Source organism: Streptomyces mexicanus (assembly GCF_902506575.1).
Taxonomy (GTDB): domain Bacteria; phylum Actinomycetota; class Actinomycetes; order Streptomycetales; family Streptomycetaceae; genus Streptomyces; species Streptomyces mexicanus.
The window spans coordinates 86,119-101,919 of the sequence record NZ_LR732544.1; the positions used below are offsets into that span (position 1 = coordinate 86,119).

Genomic DNA, 15,801 nt, shown 5'->3' on the forward strand with positions numbered 1-15,801 from the left:
CTGATGGTCCTGCCGGGCTGGCTGTGGCTGGCCGCGTTCTTCGTCGCCCCCGTGCTCGTCATGGTGTCGCTGTCCCTGCAGACCGGCGACTTCATCGACGGCTTCCGCCAGACCTTCCACTTCTCCACCTACGCCGACGTGGTGCGCACCTACCACGTGCAGCTGGTCCGGTCCCTGCTCTACGGTGCCGCGGCCACCGTCGCCTGCGCACTCGTCGGCTACCCCGTGGCGTACTGGATCGCCTTCCGGGCGGGCCGGCACAAGTCGGTGTTCCTCTTCCTGCTCCTGCTGCCGTTCTTCGTCTCGTTCGTCATCCGCACCCAGTCCTGGAACGTGGTGCTCGCCGACAACGGCGTGGTGCTCGGGCCGCTGAAGCACCTGGGCCTGCTGCCCGAGGGCTTCCACCTGCTGGCCACGCCGTACGCGGTGATCGGCGGACTCACCTACAACTTCCTGCCGTTCATGGTGCTGCCCGTCTACGTCGCCCTGGAACGGGTGGACCCCAAGGTGATCGAGGCCTCCACCGATCTGTACGCCTCCCGGGCTGCCACCTTCTGGCGGGTCGTCCTGCCGCTGTCGCTGCCCGGGCTCTTCGCCGGCGTGCTGCTGACCTTCGTGCCCGCCTCCGCCGACTACGTCAACGCCGGCATTCTGGGCGGGCCGTCCACCACCATGATCGGCAACATCATCCAGACCGAGTACTTCACCAACCTCGACTATCCGGCGGCCGCCGCCCTGTCCTTCGTGCTCATGGGTGCCCTGCTGCTGGCGGTGTTCACCTACGCCCGGGCCCTGGGCACCGACGACGTCCTGGAGGCCGCCGCGCGATGACCACGCAGACCGTCACCCTCGGCGAGGACGCGCTCGCCACGCCCCGGCCGGACACCGTCCGCCGTCGGCCCCGCCGCCGTCCCGCCCTGCCCCTCTACACCTGGCTGGTGCTGGCCTGGCTGCTGCTGCCCATCGCCGTCATGGTCCTGTTCGGCTTCAACGACACCCACAGCAAGGTGAACTTCACCTGGCAGGGTTTCACCCTCACCTGGTACCGGCATCTGTTCGCCATCCCCAACCTGACCGCCGCCCTGGTCAACAGCCTCACCATCGCCCTGGTCGTCGCCGTGGCCGCCACGCTCCTGGGCACCCCGATCGGGCTGGCGCTGGGTCGCTACCGCTTCCGCGGCCGCGGCTCGGTGGACCTGCTGCTGTTCGCCGCCATCGCCGCTCCCGAGATCGCCCTGGGGGCCGCCCTGTTGTCGCTGTTCATCGTCCTGGGCGTGCCCCGCGGCTACGGCACCGTCGTGATCGCGCATGTGGCGTTCTGCGTCCCGTACGTGGCCATCACCGTCCGGGCGCGCATGGCGGGACACGACCCGACGCTGGAAGAGGCCGCCCGCGACCTGGGAGCCGGGCCGTGGACGGCGTTCCGGCTGGTCACCCTGCCGATGCTGCTGCCCGGAGTGGTCTCCGGGGCCCTGCTGTGCTTCGCGCTGTCGATCGACGACTACGTGGTCACGAGCTTCAACGCCGGCCGGACGGTCACCTTCCCGCTGTGGGTCTACAGCGCCAGCCGCACCGGCGTGCCGCCGCAGGTCAACGTCATGGGAACGCTGATCTTCCTCGGCGGTCTGGTCGTCGCCGCGGCGAACGTGCTGTTCTCCCGGCGCCGCGCCTCCTGATCCCCCGTCCCCCCTTCCCACCGCTCCACCACCCTTAAGGAACCTTCACCGTGCAGTCTCTGCTGTCCTTCAACGAAGCCGAGTTCGTCGCCCAGACCGAGAGCCTGGTGGCCCTGCGTCCGGCGATCGAGACACTGGTCGACCGCCTGGTCGACGAGGGATACGACAACGTCCTGCTCGTCGGCGCGGGCGGCACCTACGCCCAGATGTGGCCCTACGAACACCTCGCCCGCCGCAGCTCCACGCTGCCCGTGCGGGCGGCCATCGCGGCCGAACTGGTCGTCTCCGGCGACGCCCGCCTGGGCGAGCGCACCGCCGCCGTCTTCACCTCCGTCTCCGGCACCACCGACGACAGCCTGCGCGCCATCGCCTACTGCAAGGAACGCGGCGCGCACACCGTCGGCTTCACCGGCCACGCCGACTCCCCCGTCGCCCAGCAGGTCGACACCGCACTGGTCTCGGCGCCCAAGGCCTGGCCGTTCGACATCCAGCTGCTGCTGTTCATGGGCCGGCTGCTCTCCCGCCGGGGCGAGTTCGAGGGCTACCACCGGCTCGCCGACGAGATCGCCGTGCTGCCCCGCGTCCTCGTGGACGTGGCGCGGCAGGCCGAACCGGCGGCGTCCGCCTTCGCCGAGGCCCACAAGGACACCGACTACCACTTCCTCATCGGCGGCGGGAACCTGTGGGGATTCACCTACCTGTACTCCATGTGCATCCTGGAGGAGATGCAGTGGCTGCGCACCACCCGGGTGCACAGCGCGGAGTTCTTCCACGGCTCCCTGGAGCTGCTGGAGGAGGACACCAGTGTCGTCGTCTTCCAGGGCGAGGACGAGACACGTGCGCTGACCGACCGCGCGGAGGCCTTCGCCCGGCGGGTGGCGAAGGACGTCACCGTCTTCGACACCCGCGACTACGCCCTCGAAGGCATCAGCCCCGAGTTCCGCGGCCTGCTCGCGCCGCTGGTGCTGGACACCGTGATGGACCGGGTCAGCAAGCACCTGGAGCGGGTGCGCGACCACTCCCTGGACCTGCGCCGCTACTACCGCGTCATGGACTACTGACCCGCCGGCCCGACCTCCCCCACCGTCCATCCGCACGGGCGCGCCGGCGCCGGTCCCCCGCACCGGCGCGCCCCTTCACGGACACCCGCGGCCCCGCCGCCCGTGCCCGCCTCCCGGGAGCCCTGATGAACATCCTCGGTTTCGGCGACAACACCATCGACCGGTTCGTGGACCGCGGCACCGACTACCCCGGCGGCAACTGCGTCAACGTCGCCGTGTTCGCCCGTCGTCTCGGCCTGGACGCCGCCTACCTCGGGGTCTTCGGCGACGACGACCTCGGCGCCTTCGTCCGCGACTGCGTGGCGGCGCAGGGTGTCGCCGTGGGGCGCAGCGTGGTCCGCCACGGCGAGACCGGCGTGTCCACCCTGCGGGTGCCGGGCGGCGGGCGGGTGTTCGTGGACTACAACGGCGGAGGTGTCACCGTGCGGGAACCGCTGGTGCTGGACGCCTCGCTGACGGCGTACGCCGCGTCGTTCTCCCTGGTGCACTCCAGCGTGTACTCCGGCACCGAGGGGGAACTGCCCAAGCTCGCCGCGGCCGGACCGCTGGTCAGCTTCGACCTGTCCGACGAGGAGGAGTTCCGCTCGCCCGCCTACCTCGACCGCGTCTGTCCCCATGTGGACCTGGCGCTGCTGTCGTGCGCCCACCTGGACGAGGCCGGCACCCGCGCGGTGCTCGCACAGGCCGTGGCGCGCGGGGCGGGCATGGCCCTGGCCACCCGGGGTCTGCGCGGGGCGATGGTCCACGACGGCCGGGCCACGCTCACGGTGGCGGCCCGGGTCGCCGACCCCCGGGCCCTGCGCGACACCATGGGGTGCGGGGACGCCTTCCTCACCGGGTTCGCCGTGTCGCTGCTGCGCGCCGGCTGGTCGCGCGGGACGCCGCCGTCGCGCGACGCGCTGCGGGGTGCGCTGGAGCAGGGGGCGGAGGCGGCGTACCGGCAGTGCTTCGTCGAGGCCGCCTTCGGGTGCGGGCGCCCCGCTCCGGTGAACGACGCCGAGGGCAGGACCGTCCAGGCGTGAGACGGGATCGAGGGCGCGCCCCCGCCTGCCCGGCGCGGGCGGCCGCGCCCCCGGGGTGGGACCGTCAGGGTTTGTGACGGTCAGGGCTTGAGGAGCGTCTTGATGGCGCGGCGCTCGTCCATGGCGCGGTAGCCCTCGGCGACCTGCTCCAGCGGCAGGACGAGATCGAAGACCTTGCCCGGGTCGATCCGGCCCGTCATGACCCGCTCGATCAGGTCGGGCAGGTAACGGCGCACCGGGGCGGGACCGCCGCGCAGCCCGACGTGGGAGAAGAACAGCTCCTGCCCGTCGATGGCCACCTCGTGGGGCACGCCGACGAAGCCGACGTTGCCGCCGGGCCGCGCCGCGTGCAGGGCCTGCTGCATCGCCTGGGCGGTCCCCACGCACTCGAGCACCGCGTCGGCGCCGATGCCGTCCGTCAGGTCCTTCACCCGGGCGACGCCCTCCTCGCCGCGCTCGGTGATGATGTCGGTGGCACCGAACTCCCGGGCGAGCCTCTGCCGGGGCTCGTGGCGGCTCATCACGATGATCCGCTCCGCGCCGAGTTCCTTCGCGGCGATCACGCCGCACAGGCCCACCGCCCCGTCGCCGACCACCACCGCGGTGGAACCCGGCTTGACCTCGGCCGCCAGGGCCGCGTACCAGCCGGTGCCCATCACGTCGGAGACGGCGAGCAGGCTCGGCCAGAACTCCTCGTCGGGCACCTCGTCGGTGGCCACGAGAGTGCCCTGTGCTTGGGGGATGCGCACGTAGTCGGCCTGGCAGGTGCTCATGAACTCGCGGTTGAGGCAGTTGGACTGCCAGCCGTTGCGGCAGTTGGCGCAGGTGTTGTCGGAGGTCGCGAAGGACCCGACGACGAACTGGCCGGGCTCGACCGAGGTGACCTCGCTGCCGACCTCCTCCACGAATCCGACGTACTCGTGGCCCATCGGGTGTGCCTCGTCGATCGGCTCCAGCCCCCGGTACGGCCACAGGTCCGAGCCGCAGACACAGGTCGCGGCCGTCCGGATGACCGCGTCGGTGGGCTGGAGGATCTTCGGGTCGTCGAGGTTCTCGAAGCGCACATCGCGGGGTGCGTAGATGACTGCTCCGCGCATGGGATTCCTTATGTGCCGTGGCGTGCGGTACGGGGCGGTACCGGCAGGCGCCGAGTGCGGTGTCAGGCCCCGGGACCGGGATCGGCCATGGCCTGTCCGGCCGGGACCGCGGCACCCCTGCCCGCCACGGTCGCGGCGGGGCGGGTGTGCCACCTCATCCAGGTAACCGGTTTTCCGCACGGGCAGCGAGTCGCCGGCGGGAGGCGTACTGCCGGTACACCCCTCAGGGCTCCTCGCGGGCGGCCGGAGTCTCAACCGCCGGAGTCCCAGAACGGATGGAAGTTTTCGAACGAAGGTTCGAACGAGAGGTCGGGCAGGCGGAAGGCCCGGCAGCGCGCGGCAGGCGCGTCCCCGGGACCGGTGCCGCTCGCCTGCGCGGCGCTCGGCTCCGCGGCGCTGGGTCCGGCGGCGACCGCCGCCGCGGCGTCACCGGGGAAGGCGTCCGGGATCGCCGTCCACCCCAGGTTCCGCTCGTAGTAGTGCACGGCGGTGCGCACCGACGGCGCGTCGTAGTCGTCGACGACGATCAACCCGCCCGGCCGGACGATCTTCCGCAGGAAGTACAGGTCGACGAAGACCTCGTGGAACCGGTGACTGCCGTCCACGAACGCCGCGTCGGCGACGACCCCCTCGGTGAGCAGCTGCGGGAGCGCGAGCGAGGACGGGGCGAGCAGCAGCGAGGCGATCGAGTCCAGTCCCGCCGCGCACAGCAGGTCCCACCCGACGTTCGACCAGACGCTTTCCTGCAGCGGATCGATGACGAAGTGGCGAGGACAGGGCGCGTCGACGACGACCAGCGCCTCGCCGATGGCGAGCGCGGAACCGGCGTAGGCGAGGCCGACCTCGACCACGGTCTGCGCGGCCTCGAAGACCAGGAGGTCACGCAGCTGGTCGCAGCGGCGCGCGGGGACCGCGACCGTCTCGAAGTCCGCCTCGCGGTCCCGCGTCCACGCCGGCCCCTCCTGCGCGAGCCGACGGCGCACCTCGCTGATCCGCGCCCTGCGCTCGTCCGTCCTCATCGTGGTGACACCGTAGCCCCGCTCCCTGGCTCGCGACCGCCGACAGGCCCGCGACACTCGGCCCGCGGCACCCGGAAAGACTGTCCGCGAGCCGTGCGCCGGACACTTCCCGCCCCGCCTGCGCCCCGGACCGGCCAGCGGGTCCTGCGGCTGCTACGAAGCCGTGGCCCGGGGTTCAGGGACCCGGCGGGCCGTCGCGGAGGCGAAGCCCAGCCAGGTGTGCCGGTTGCCCGCCCAGCACCAGCCCACCTTCGGGGCGTTGCGGCGCTCGCGTCCGTCCCGCCCGGTGCCGTTGCTGATCCAGATCGCCGGCGTACGGGAGTCCAGGGTGCCCCGTGCCGTGCGCAGCCGGGAGCCGATGGTCATGAAGCAGTGGTTGCGCTCCAGGACGGCCGGCTGCTGCAGCACCCAGTGGATTCCCTCGGTGAGCAGCAACGGGGTACGGTTCTCGGCCGTCAGCGCGGGCAGCGCCTCGTTCGGGCTCCAGTCGGCCATCCGGTCGCCCCGGTCGAGGCCGGTGAGCAGATACAGCGGAGCGTCGGGCAGCGCGATGGTGTCGAGCGGGGCGAAGAGGTCGACGTCCTGCATGTCGGTGACGACGAAGCCCGGCCTGCCGTCGCGGCGCAACAGCGGTGCCAGTGCGGAGGCGGGGGCGCGGTCGGGGTGAACGGCGAGCAGCGCCCCGTCGCCGCCCTCATCGCCCTCGGCGGCCGAGGCGAAGGCGCGCACCTCGGCGGCAGACAGTCCCGCCGGTCCGTGCACCCCGGCCTCGATCAGCCGCTCGGCCTGTGCGCTCAGGGGCGGGAGCGCCGGGAGGGTCGGGAGGACGGGAGGACGGGTGGTGGTGTGCGAGGTCTCGGGCACGATGCTCCAGGGGTCGCGGGTGAACGGGCCTGGGGCCAACGCCCGCGGGCCGCCGGAAGGTTCCCGTCCGCCTCCGTCTCACGCGCTCCCGTTTCCCGGGCCCCTGTGCGCGCCTGCGGACCGGGCCGGCCCGCTCCGGACCGGTGCAGCCCGATCCGTCCCGGACTCACGGCACGGCGGGGCCGCCGAGGTAGTGCCCCTGGGAGTCGTAGGGCCAGGCGTTGGCCACGCATCCGTGGAGTCCGTCGATCTGCTGCATCATGGCCGGTGCGGGGCGCCCGGGTCCGGGGCAGCCTTCGTGGCCGTGTCCGATCCGGTGACCGACCTCGTGGTTGACGATGAGCGCGCGGTATTCGTGCAGCGGTCCGTCGAACTGGGGGGAGCCCAGGTTCCAGCGCTTGAGGTTGACCACCACCTGGCTGCCGACGTCGCAGTTGACCTCGCCGCGGGTGTGCAGGCCGGCGGCGCCGCAGATCCGGTCCACGGTCCCGGGGGTTGCGATCTTCACCACGAAGTCGACGGGTCCCTGCGAGACCAGCTGGAACGCGTCGTGGCCGTCGGCGGTCCATCCCCGCCGGTCGGCGAGGATCCCGGCGATCTCCTGCGCCGCCTCGTCGGGCGCGATGCCCGCGCCCTCCTCGACCTGGACCTCGTAGCGCCGGATCGTTCCGGTGCCCGCCACGCGCCCGGAGGCCCGCGCGGTGTGGAAGATGCCGTTCCCGGCGGACGGTCCGGCCCCCGGCGAGGTGTCGTCCGCCGAGCCCTCGGTGCCTTTGCCGTCCTTGGTGTCCTTCGCGGACGTCCTCGCCGAGGGTCCGGAACGGTCGCCGGCCCTCCCGGTGGCGTCCGCCGCGCGGGTCGGTGACGGCCCGTTCGCGGTCGGGGAGGGTTTCCGCGAGGCCGAGGCCTGCACACCGTCCCGGTCCGACCACTCCCCCGCCGCCCCGAGCAGCGCCGCCGCACACAGTCCGCCCGCCGTCACCGTGCACAGCACATACATCCGGCGACGGCGGCGGGCCCGGCGGCGGGAGCTGCGGTGTCCTGGAGTGCGGGCCGGGCCCGGCCCGGTGGACGAGGGCAGTGTGGTTCCTGGCATGGCCCCAGGCTGGGGACTTCGTGTGATGCCCCCTGGACCGGATGATCACGGAAACATAACGGCGATCTCGGCGACCGCGGCACGGGCGTCCGCGCCCCCGCTCCTCTTCGTGGACACCGGCCCCACACGGCCGCTCATATGATCCTTTCGTAACAGTCCTCCCTGGTGGTGGCCTCCGGCGGCCGTCGCCGCCCGCGCCTGGCTGATACTGATCGGCATGCCCCGCATCCTGCTCATCGAAGACGACGCCGCCGTCCGGCGGGGTGTCCAGCTCGCCCTGCGCCACCAGGGGCACGACGTCCGGGCCGCCGTCTGTGGCGAGGAGGGCCTGGAGCAGGTGCGCTCCTTCCGTCCGGACGTGGTGGTCCTGGACCTGATGCTGCCCGGCCTGTCCGGTCTCGACGTGTGCCGGCGGATCCGGGAACGCGAGCAGGTCGGCATCGTCATGATGACCGCCAAGGGCGACAGCATCGACGTGATCGTCGGGCTGGAGGCGGGCGCCGACGACTACGTGGTCAAACCGGTCCAGGCCCGGGGGCTGGACGCCCGGATCCGCGCGGTCCTGCGCCGCCTGGACGCCCCGGGCCCCGGCACCGTCCGGCCCCGGGTCGAGACGCACGGCGAACTGGAGATCGACCGGGCCGGGCTGCTGGTGCGCAGACAGGGTCAGCCGGTCCACCTGGCGCCCTCCGAACTGCGGCTGCTGCTCGCCCTGTCCGCCTGTCCGGGACAGGTCCTCAGCCGTCAGCAGTTGCTCGAGACGGTGTGGGAGCACAGTTACCACGGCGACATACGCCTGGTGGACGCCTGCGTCAAACGGCTGCGCGGAAAGCTCGGCGAGTTGGGCGGCGCGCCCCGGTACATCCACACCGTGCGCGGCTTCGGCTACTGCTTCCGGTCGTCGTGAGCGGGCCCCGCCGGGCAGCGCGCCGCGAGCAGGGCACCCGTCCCGCGTTCCGCGGCGGGCTCCGACTGCGCCTCGTGGCGGGCTTCGGCCTGGTCGCCGTGGTCAGCGCGCTGAGCACGGGCGTGCTGACCTTCCGCGAGGCGCGCACCGGGGTGCTCCAGCAGAGCCAGGACGCGGTGGTCAAGCAGTTCCGCGACAGTGTCGACGCCCGCGCGCCGGGGATACCGGACGCGCCCGACCAGGCGGACCTGAACCACCTGGTCGCCGACCTGGCCTGGGCCAACCGCTCGCAACGCTGGCGTTACCTCGCCACCTACGGCGCCCTGCGCGCCGCCTACGGGCCGCAGGACGCCTTCGACGCCCTCACACCCGAACTGCTCAGGTCCGTACGGACCCGCTCCGCCGCCGTCTTCCAGCGCGTGCGCCGCGACGGGCGCGCGTACCTCGTCGTCGGGCTGCCCGTCACCTACGCCGCCCCGGCCGGCATGGCCCCCACACCGTCCGGGCTGGTGCTCTACCTGGTGGCCCCGCAGGAGAGCGAACAGGTCTACGTCACCGCCCTGGTCACCGCGATCGAGCGGGCCACCGTGCCCGCCCTCGGCCTCGCCGTCGTCCTCGCGCTCCTGGTCGCGCGCGGGGTCCTGCGGCCCGTACGGGCGCTGGGGCGGGCCACCCGCCGGATGGCCGCGGGCCGTCTCGACACCCGGCTGACCGTCCACGGCTCCGACGAACTGGCCGATCTGTCCCGGACGTTCAACGACACCGCCGCCGCCCTGGAGCGCTCGGTGGCGGAGCTGCGCCGCATGGAGGCGCAGGCACGCCGCTTCGCCGCGGACGTCTCCCACGAACTGCGCACACCGCTGGCCGCGATGACCGCGGTCACCGAGGTCCTGGACGAGCGGGCCGCGCGCCTGGACGAGACCACCGGCGAGGCGGTGCGGCTCGTCAGCGAGGAGACGGCACGGCTGGCCCGGCTGGTCGAGGACCTGATGGAGATCTCCCGGTTCGACGCCGGGGCCGCGGAACTCGCCCTGGACGACATCGATCTGGCCGAGTCGATCCGCCACACCCTCGCCGCCCGTGGCTGGCTGCACCGGGTGACGGCGGACCTGCCGGCGGCCGGAGCGGTGCGGGCGCGGGTGGACCCGCGGCGGCTGGACGTGGTGGTGGCCAACCTGGTCGGCAACGCGCTGCGGCACGGCGCACCGCCGGTCACGCTGCGGCTGACGACCGCGCGGGGAGAGCGGGGGCGGGACGGGCGGCCGGACGAGGACCTGATCGTGATCACGGTGGCGGACCGGGGCCCCGGCATACCCCATGCGGCGCTGCCGCACCTGTTCGAGCGGTTCTACAAGGCGAGCGCGGCCCGCACCCGCAGCGAGAGCAGTGGCCTGGGGCTCGCCATCACCGCCGAGAACGTACGCCTGCACGGCGGACACGTCCGAGCGGACAACCGCCCCGGCGGCGGAGCCGTGTTCACGGTCGAACTGCCCCTGCGCGACAAGACCGTGCCTGGGAGCGACACCAAGAGCGCGACCATGCCGCGGAACACGGACGGCGCGACGGATGCCAACGGCGGGCAGGAGACGGCCGGCACGATCGATGGGGGCGGGAGGAAGGGGGTGCCCGGCATGAAGCACGTGCAGGGCACAAAAGGGGTGCACGGTAGGAAGCATGGGCACGGCACGAAAGGTGTGCACGGCATGGAGGATGTGCGCGGCACGCAGGGTGTGCGCGGCACGGAGGACACCGACGACGCGAAGGAGCGGGGGGACGGCCGGTGAGAGAAGTCGTGCGCGCCACCGCCCTGACCGGGCTCGCCGCCGGCCTGCTCGCGCTGGCGGGCTGCGGGGTGCCGCCGACCGGTGTCATCGACGCGGGGGCCCCCGCGTCCGGGATCCCGGCGCGCACCACGGTCTACTTCCTGGCCGGCACCGCACTGCGCGGTGTGCCCCGCCCCACCGCCGACGGCACCGATCCGGTGGCGGGAGCCGTGGCCCTGCTGCTGGCCGGGCCGACCCGGGCGGAGGCCCGGCAGCACCTGACCACGGACCTGCCCGAGGTGCCGGCCGGGGTGCGGGTCACCTCGGACGGGGACACGGTGACCGTGCGCCTTCCGCCCGGGGTCGGCCGCCTGACCGACCGCGGCGTGGAACAGCTCACCTGCACCGCGGCGCACGCCCGCCGTTCGACAGCGTCTCGCGGTCCGGTCCGGCCCGCCGCGTCACCGACCGGGACGCCCGACGCGTTCGCGGCCGACGGGGCGCCGCGTCCCGTGCGGGGCGCAGCGCAGATCAGCGTGCGTGTGGTGGGCGCCGCGTGGGACACCGTCCGGGCGGATTCCCTCTGCCCGTCCGACTGACCTCCGTACGCCGCGCCCGCCTCCACGCTCCACCCCTCGCGCCCCGCGGCACACTCCCCACGTCACGCCAAACGCCCCGCGGCCGGCTCCGGTGATGACGTCGGCCGGGTCACGCCAGCCGGCGCAGTGCCCCGCCGATCGCGGCCACGCCCTCGGCGATGACACCGGGCGGGGTGGCCGCGTAGCCGAGGACGAGACCCGCGGGGCCGGGCAGTTGGCGGTGCCAGGACAGGGGCTGGCACTTCACTCCCCGGGCGAGCGCGGCGGCGGCGAGGGCGGTGTCGGGTACCTCGGGCCCGTACGTGACGGTCAGGTGCAGTCCCGCCGCGGCGCCGTGCACGACCGCGCCCGGCAGGTGCGCGGTGACGGCACCGATCATCGCGTCCCGGCGGTGGCGGTGACGGCCGCGCAGCATCCGCAGGTGCCGTTCCAGGCCGCCCGTCTCCATCAGGTGGGCGAGCACCAGTTGGGGCAGCACGGCGTTGCCCAGGTCCGTGAACCGTTTGGCGTCGACCAGCGCCTCGCGGTGGCGGGGCGGCGGCACCATCCAGCCGATCCGCAGCGCGGGCGCGAGCAGCTTGGAGATGCTGCCCGTGTAGCAGACCCGGTCGGCCAGCAGCGCGCGCAGGGCGGGCACCGGAGGGCGGTCGTAGCGGTGCTCGGCGTCGTAGTCGTCCTCCACGATCAGCCCGCCCTCCTCGGCCCAGCGCAGCAGTTCCCGGCGGCGCTCGCCGCTGGTGACCACTCCGGTGGGGAACTGGTGGGCGGGTGTGAGCAGGACCGCGCGGGCGTGGGTGTCCCGCAGCGCGTCGATGCGCACGCCCCGGTCGTCGACCGGGACCGGCGGAGTGTCCAGGCCGCCGTGGCGCAGGTGCTGGCGGGTGCCCAGCGAGCCGGGGTCCTCCACCGCCACCCGGTCGATGCCGTCGGCGCGCAGGACGGAGTGCAGCAAAGTGAGCGCCTGCGCGGTGCCGGCGACGATCAGCACGTCGTCGTGGTGGACGCGGATGCCCCGGCTGCGGGCCAGCCAGCCGGTGACGGCCCGGCGCAGCCGCGGGGCGCCGCGGGGGTCGCCGTAGCCCAGGTGGTCGGCGGACAGGTCGGCGAGGACGGCCCGTTCGGCGCGCAGCCAGGCGGCGCGGGGGAACGCGGTGAGGTCGGGCCGGCCGGGGGTGAAGTCGATACGGGCCGGGGCGGCCCGCAGCGCGTCGAACACGGCGGCCCCGGGTGGGTCCGCGAACAGCGCCGCGTACCCGGTGCGGTCGGCGGCGTCCGGTGCCGGGGCACGACGGGCGGCGGCCCTGGGCGCGCAAGGTGCCGCCACGACCACCGTGCCGCCGCGTCGGCGCCCCTCGACGTGGCCCTCCTCGGCGAGCCTGCGATAGGCCTCCGTCACCACTCCTCGGGACAACCGCAGTTCGGCGGCGAGCACGCGGGTGGGCGGCAGTCTGCTGCCGACGGTCAGCCGGCCGTCGGCCATCGCCTGCCGCAGCCGCCGGGCGAGCCAGTCCGCCTTGCCGCCGGCGGGCGCCTCGCCGACGTCGAGTTGCAGGAAGTCCGAGCCGGGGAACAGGGATTGCCCTGCCGCCGGGGTGCTCGCCGCTTCGGCGTTCGCGCTGGGCGCCGACGTACTCGCCGCTTCGGCGTTCCCTCTCCGCGCCGTCGACGTGCTCGCCGCTTCCGCGTCCTCCCTCCGCGCCGCCGGTGTGCTCGCCGGGTCGCCGTGCTCTCCCTGCGCTGCCCCCGTGTCCACCGTGCTCATGCTGCCATGCCCGGCCCACGCCTCTGCGGTCCCCGCCCGGCCGGTTCGGGCGAACGCCCCGCGTCGCGGCCGTAGTTCGGGGACGCCGCCCGCACGGTCACGCCAGCGCCAGCCGGGCGCTCAGACCCAGGAGGCAGACGGCGAAGACCCGGCGGATCCCGGTGGTCACCCCGGGCCGGGCCAGCACGCGGTCCCGCACGGCGGCGGCGCAGGCCCCGTACCCGGCGAACACCACGAAGGTCAGGGCCATGAACACGCCGCCGAGCCGGAGCATCGCCACGACCGAGCCGGACTCCCCCGCCGGGACGAACTGCGGGAGGAAGGCGACGAAGAACAGGGTGAGCTTCGGATTGAGCAGGTTGACCAGTACCCCGGAGGCGATCACGCGCGCCGGGGGCCGCGGCTCGGTGTCGCCCTTCACCACCAGCGCCTCCTTGTCGCGCAGGGTCGCCCAGGCGAGGTGGAGCAGGTAGCCGACGCCCAGGTACTTGACCACCGTGTACGCGACGGCGCCCGTGTGCAGGAGGGTGGCGAGGCCGCTGATGGTCGCCACCAGATGCGGCACGATGCCGAGGGTGCAGCCGAGCGCGGCGACCGTGCCCGCCCGGTGGCCGTGGGACAGGCCGGCGGTGACGGTGTAGAGCACTCCGGTGCCGGGAGTGACCACCACGACGAGGGTGGTCAGCAGGAACGCGACGCTCAAGGGATCCTCCGCGGGATTCGAGGTGGTCCCACCCTGCCGGGGTCATGGTTCGGCCGACAGGGCCAAAGCGAGCGAGATCCACTGGACCAAACCGGCGCGGGGCACCCCCGGTGAGGCGGGTGCGGCCCTGTCCCGTGCCCGGCGCGCCCGCGCGCGTCCTCCCCGGTACGGCGCCCGGACACCCGGTGCGGCGCGGAGGGACCCGGTCCGGCGCGGAGGCACCCGGTCCGGCGGGGACCGCGAACGACGGCGCGGCACCCACGGACGTCTCCCGCTGCCCGAGGGGGCTTCGTCGCTGCTGGTCACCGACGGAGTGACCGATCATCGACGGAGTGACCGAGGCCCGCGACGCGCGCGGGTGTTCTGCGACCCGTGTCGGCGCCTGCCGCCGGGTGCGTACGCGCATCCGCGGCGCCTCGTGGCCGCCCTGCTGTGCGACGTGTCCTGCTGGACGGGCGGGCGCGATCAGGACGGCATGGCGGTCCTGGCCCTGAAGCGGGTAGGGGCCGGCAGCTGAGCGGGGCGGGTCAGTGCAGGTCTGCCTGGAAGGGGTGCCGGTGGTCGGCGGGGCACGCGAAGACCCGCAGGTCGCCCCACCGGCCGACGACGACCCCGGTCTCGTCGTCGCTGGCCACGGTGAACAGCAGCGTCATGGCCGTGCCGCACTCCCCGCAGGTGACGACCGCGGGGTGCGTCAGGTGCCAGGTCGGCCAGCCCCCGAGTTTCCAGCCGGCGAGGCGGGTGATGACGTCCCCGCCGTCGCCGGTCGCACGGACCAGTTCCGCCAGCCGCGGACGCAGTTCGGCGGGCAGCTCCTCGCGGAAGGGGAAGGCGGTGACGTGCTCGGGGGTGGCGGCCCACGCCCGCGGGGGGGAGCCGTCCTCGCCGTACCGCGAGGGTGCCGGCGGAGGCGTCAGGGGGTCGGTCACGTCGGCGGCCCGGCGCCAGCGCACGTCGAGCACGGGGCTGACGTCGGCCTGCTGGGCCGGGGGATCCCAGTGCTCGTTGGGGCACCAGAGAATCTGCAACAGGTCGATACCGGCGGGCCACCAGGGTCCCGGCGCGTCCCGCCGGAAGATCTGCGCGACCGGCACCATGGCCGTGGCGGGCGTGCCGTCGGCGCTGTCCACGTCGGGCAGGGAGCACTGCGGCCACGGTTCGTCGCTCGGCCACAGCAGGGGGCCGCCGATCGAACTGTGCCGGCGGTCCGGTTCCGCCCGCCGCGGGTGGAGCAGGACCGCGTCACGCGCGTAGGGAGCGAGGTCCGGAAGCGCCGCGAGGATCGCCTCGGTGCTCGGCCTGGGAGTGTGGGTCATCGCGCCTTCCGGCCGACTGGTGGTGGACGGCTCGCAGCGTACCGGCCGGATCTGACAGCGGCTGCGGCCGGTCGCCGCGAGACGTTCCTCAGGCCGGCAGGGCGGCGAGCCAGTCGGTCAGGATGCGGTTGACGTCGGCGGGGCGTTCCTGCTGGACGAAGTGGCCGCAGCCGTCGAGGAGATGGGAGGAGACCAGGCCGGGCAGCGTGACCGGGTACGCCTCGATCGCGTCGGCCAGCCAGGTCGTGGAGGCGTCCAGGCTGCCGCCGATGAAGAGGGAGGGCTGGGTCAGCGGCGCGCCGGCGAAGGCGGCGAGGTCCTCCCAGTCGCGGTCCATGTTCCGGTAGCGGTTGAGCGCCCCGGTCAGGCCGGTGCGCTCGAACTCTGCGGCGTAGACGTCGAGTTCGCTCTCACCGAGCCAGGCGGGGAGCCTGCCGGCGGGGAAGCGGTCCCGCAGCGTCCCTCCCTTGCTCACGAAGTGCGGGTCCGGCGCGCCGGGCGCGGGCATGGTGTCGGCGGACAGGGCCGCGTAGAAGCCCGCGAGCCAGCCGCGCACATCGGGTTCGATCTCGGCCTCGGCACGACCGGGCTCCTGGAAGTACGCGACGTAGAACTCCTCGTCCCCGCCCATCCCGGCGAAGACGTCGCTGGGGCGCGGCCCGCCGGGCGGGGTGTAGGGGACGCTGAGCAGTCCCACCGCGCGGAAGACCTCCGGCTCGGTCAGCGCGGACGTCGCGGCGATGGTCGCGCCCCAGTCGTGGCCGATCACCACGGCCGCCTCCTCCCCGGGGGCGTGCACCACGCAGACGTTGTCCTCGACCAGGTCGAGCATCCGGTACGCCTGCGTCGCCGCGGGCTTGGACGAGCGGCCGTAGCCCCGCACGTCGACGGCGACCGCGCGGTACCCGGCCGCCGC

At 73.8% G+C, this 15,801-nt stretch carries 15 protein-coding genes; 7 read left to right on the top strand and 8 right to left on the bottom strand.

Annotated elements, in window-relative coordinates:
- Positions 1-3 precede the first annotated feature (3 nt).
- From GV126_RS00375 to GV126_RS00390, 4 genes are all read left to right on the top strand, one after another.
- Positions 4-831, top strand: a complete 828-nt coding sequence (locus GV126_RS00375) for an ABC transporter permease (RefSeq protein WP_159673138.1) — start codon at positions 4-6, stop codon at positions 829-831.
- A complete protein-coding gene (locus GV126_RS00380; protein ID WP_159661904.1) occupies positions 828-1,676 on the top strand; it encodes an ABC transporter permease in 849 nt (282 codons plus the stop codon). Before GV126_RS00375 ends, GV126_RS00380 begins: the two co-directional genes overlap by 4 nt.
- Positions 1,677-1,726: 50 nt before the next feature.
- Positions 1,727-2,737, top strand: coding sequence for an SIS domain-containing protein (locus GV126_RS00385; RefSeq protein WP_236569806.1), 1,011 nt, complete (start codon positions 1,727-1,729; stop codon positions 2,735-2,737).
- Positions 2,738-2,862: 125 nt separating this feature from the next.
- Complete coding sequence (locus GV126_RS00390) at positions 2,863-3,759, top strand: PfkB family carbohydrate kinase (protein WP_159661905.1); 897 nt, start codon at positions 2,863-2,865, stop codon at positions 3,757-3,759.
- Positions 3,760-3,839: 80 nt separating this feature from the next.
- On the opposite strand, the gene GV126_RS00395 is transcribed toward GV126_RS00390, so the two are convergent.
- From GV126_RS00395 to GV126_RS00410, 4 genes are all read right to left on the bottom strand, one after another.
- Complete coding sequence (locus tag GV126_RS00395) at positions 3,840-4,856, bottom strand: zinc-dependent alcohol dehydrogenase family protein (protein ID WP_159661906.1); 1,017 nt, start codon at positions 4,854-4,856, stop codon at positions 3,840-3,842.
- Positions 4,857-5,107: 251 nt separating this feature from the next.
- A complete protein-coding gene (locus tag GV126_RS00400; RefSeq protein WP_159661907.1) occupies positions 5,108-5,875 on the bottom strand; it encodes a class I SAM-dependent methyltransferase in 768 nt (255 codons plus the stop codon).
- 153 nt (positions 5,876-6,028) lie between these two features.
- On the bottom strand, positions 6,029-6,739 hold the full coding sequence (locus GV126_RS00405) for a DUF5701 family protein (RefSeq protein WP_159661908.1): 711 nt from the start codon (positions 6,737-6,739) through the stop codon (positions 6,029-6,031).
- Positions 6,740-6,905: 166 nt separating this feature from the next.
- Complete coding sequence (locus tag GV126_RS00410) at positions 6,906-7,835, bottom strand: DUF3152 domain-containing protein (RefSeq protein ID WP_159661909.1); 930 nt, start codon at positions 7,833-7,835, stop codon at positions 6,906-6,908.
- A 217-nt stretch (positions 7,836-8,052) separates the two neighbouring features.
- On the opposite strand from GV126_RS00410, the gene GV126_RS00415 reads away from it, so the two are divergent.
- The 3 genes from GV126_RS00415 to GV126_RS00425 are packed head-to-tail and all read left to right on the top strand — an operon-like array spanning position 8,053 to position 11,104.
- Entirely contained in the window at positions 8,053-8,742 is a 690-nt protein-coding gene (locus GV126_RS00415) for a response regulator (RefSeq protein WP_159661910.1), read from the top strand.
- Complete coding sequence (locus tag GV126_RS00420; protein WP_236569807.1) at positions 8,739-10,526, top strand: sensor histidine kinase; 1,788 nt, start codon at positions 8,739-8,741, stop codon at positions 10,524-10,526. The genes GV126_RS00415 and GV126_RS00420 overlap by 4 nt, the downstream gene beginning before the upstream one ends.
- Positions 10,523-11,104, top strand: coding sequence for a GerMN domain-containing protein (locus tag GV126_RS00425; RefSeq protein ID WP_159661911.1), 582 nt, complete (start codon positions 10,523-10,525; stop codon positions 11,102-11,104). The genes GV126_RS00420 and GV126_RS00425 overlap by 4 nt, the downstream gene beginning before the upstream one ends.
- A gap of 109 nt (positions 11,105-11,213) precedes the next feature.
- Here the strand turns inward: GV126_RS00425 and pdxR are convergent, their stop codons facing one another.
- The 4 genes from pdxR to GV126_RS00450 form a co-directional block, all read right to left on the bottom strand.
- Entirely contained in the window at positions 11,214-12,866 is a 1,653-nt protein-coding gene (gene pdxR / locus GV126_RS00430; protein WP_236569808.1) for a MocR-like pyridoxine biosynthesis transcription factor PdxR, read from the bottom strand.
- A 97-nt stretch (positions 12,867-12,963) separates the two neighbouring features.
- The gene (locus GV126_RS00435; protein ID WP_159661912.1) at positions 12,964-13,569 is read right to left on the bottom strand and encodes a LysE family translocator; all 606 of its coding nucleotides are present in this window, start codon (positions 13,567-13,569) and stop codon (positions 12,964-12,966) included.
- Positions 13,570-14,096: 527 nt separating this feature from the next.
- A complete protein-coding gene (locus GV126_RS00445) occupies positions 14,097-14,885 on the bottom strand; it encodes a YwqG family protein (protein WP_236569810.1) in 789 nt (262 codons plus the stop codon).
- Positions 14,886-14,973: 88 nt separating this feature from the next.
- Positions 14,974-15,801 (bottom strand): alpha/beta fold hydrolase (locus GV126_RS00450; protein WP_159661913.1); only part of this gene is annotated, 828 nt, incomplete at its 5' end.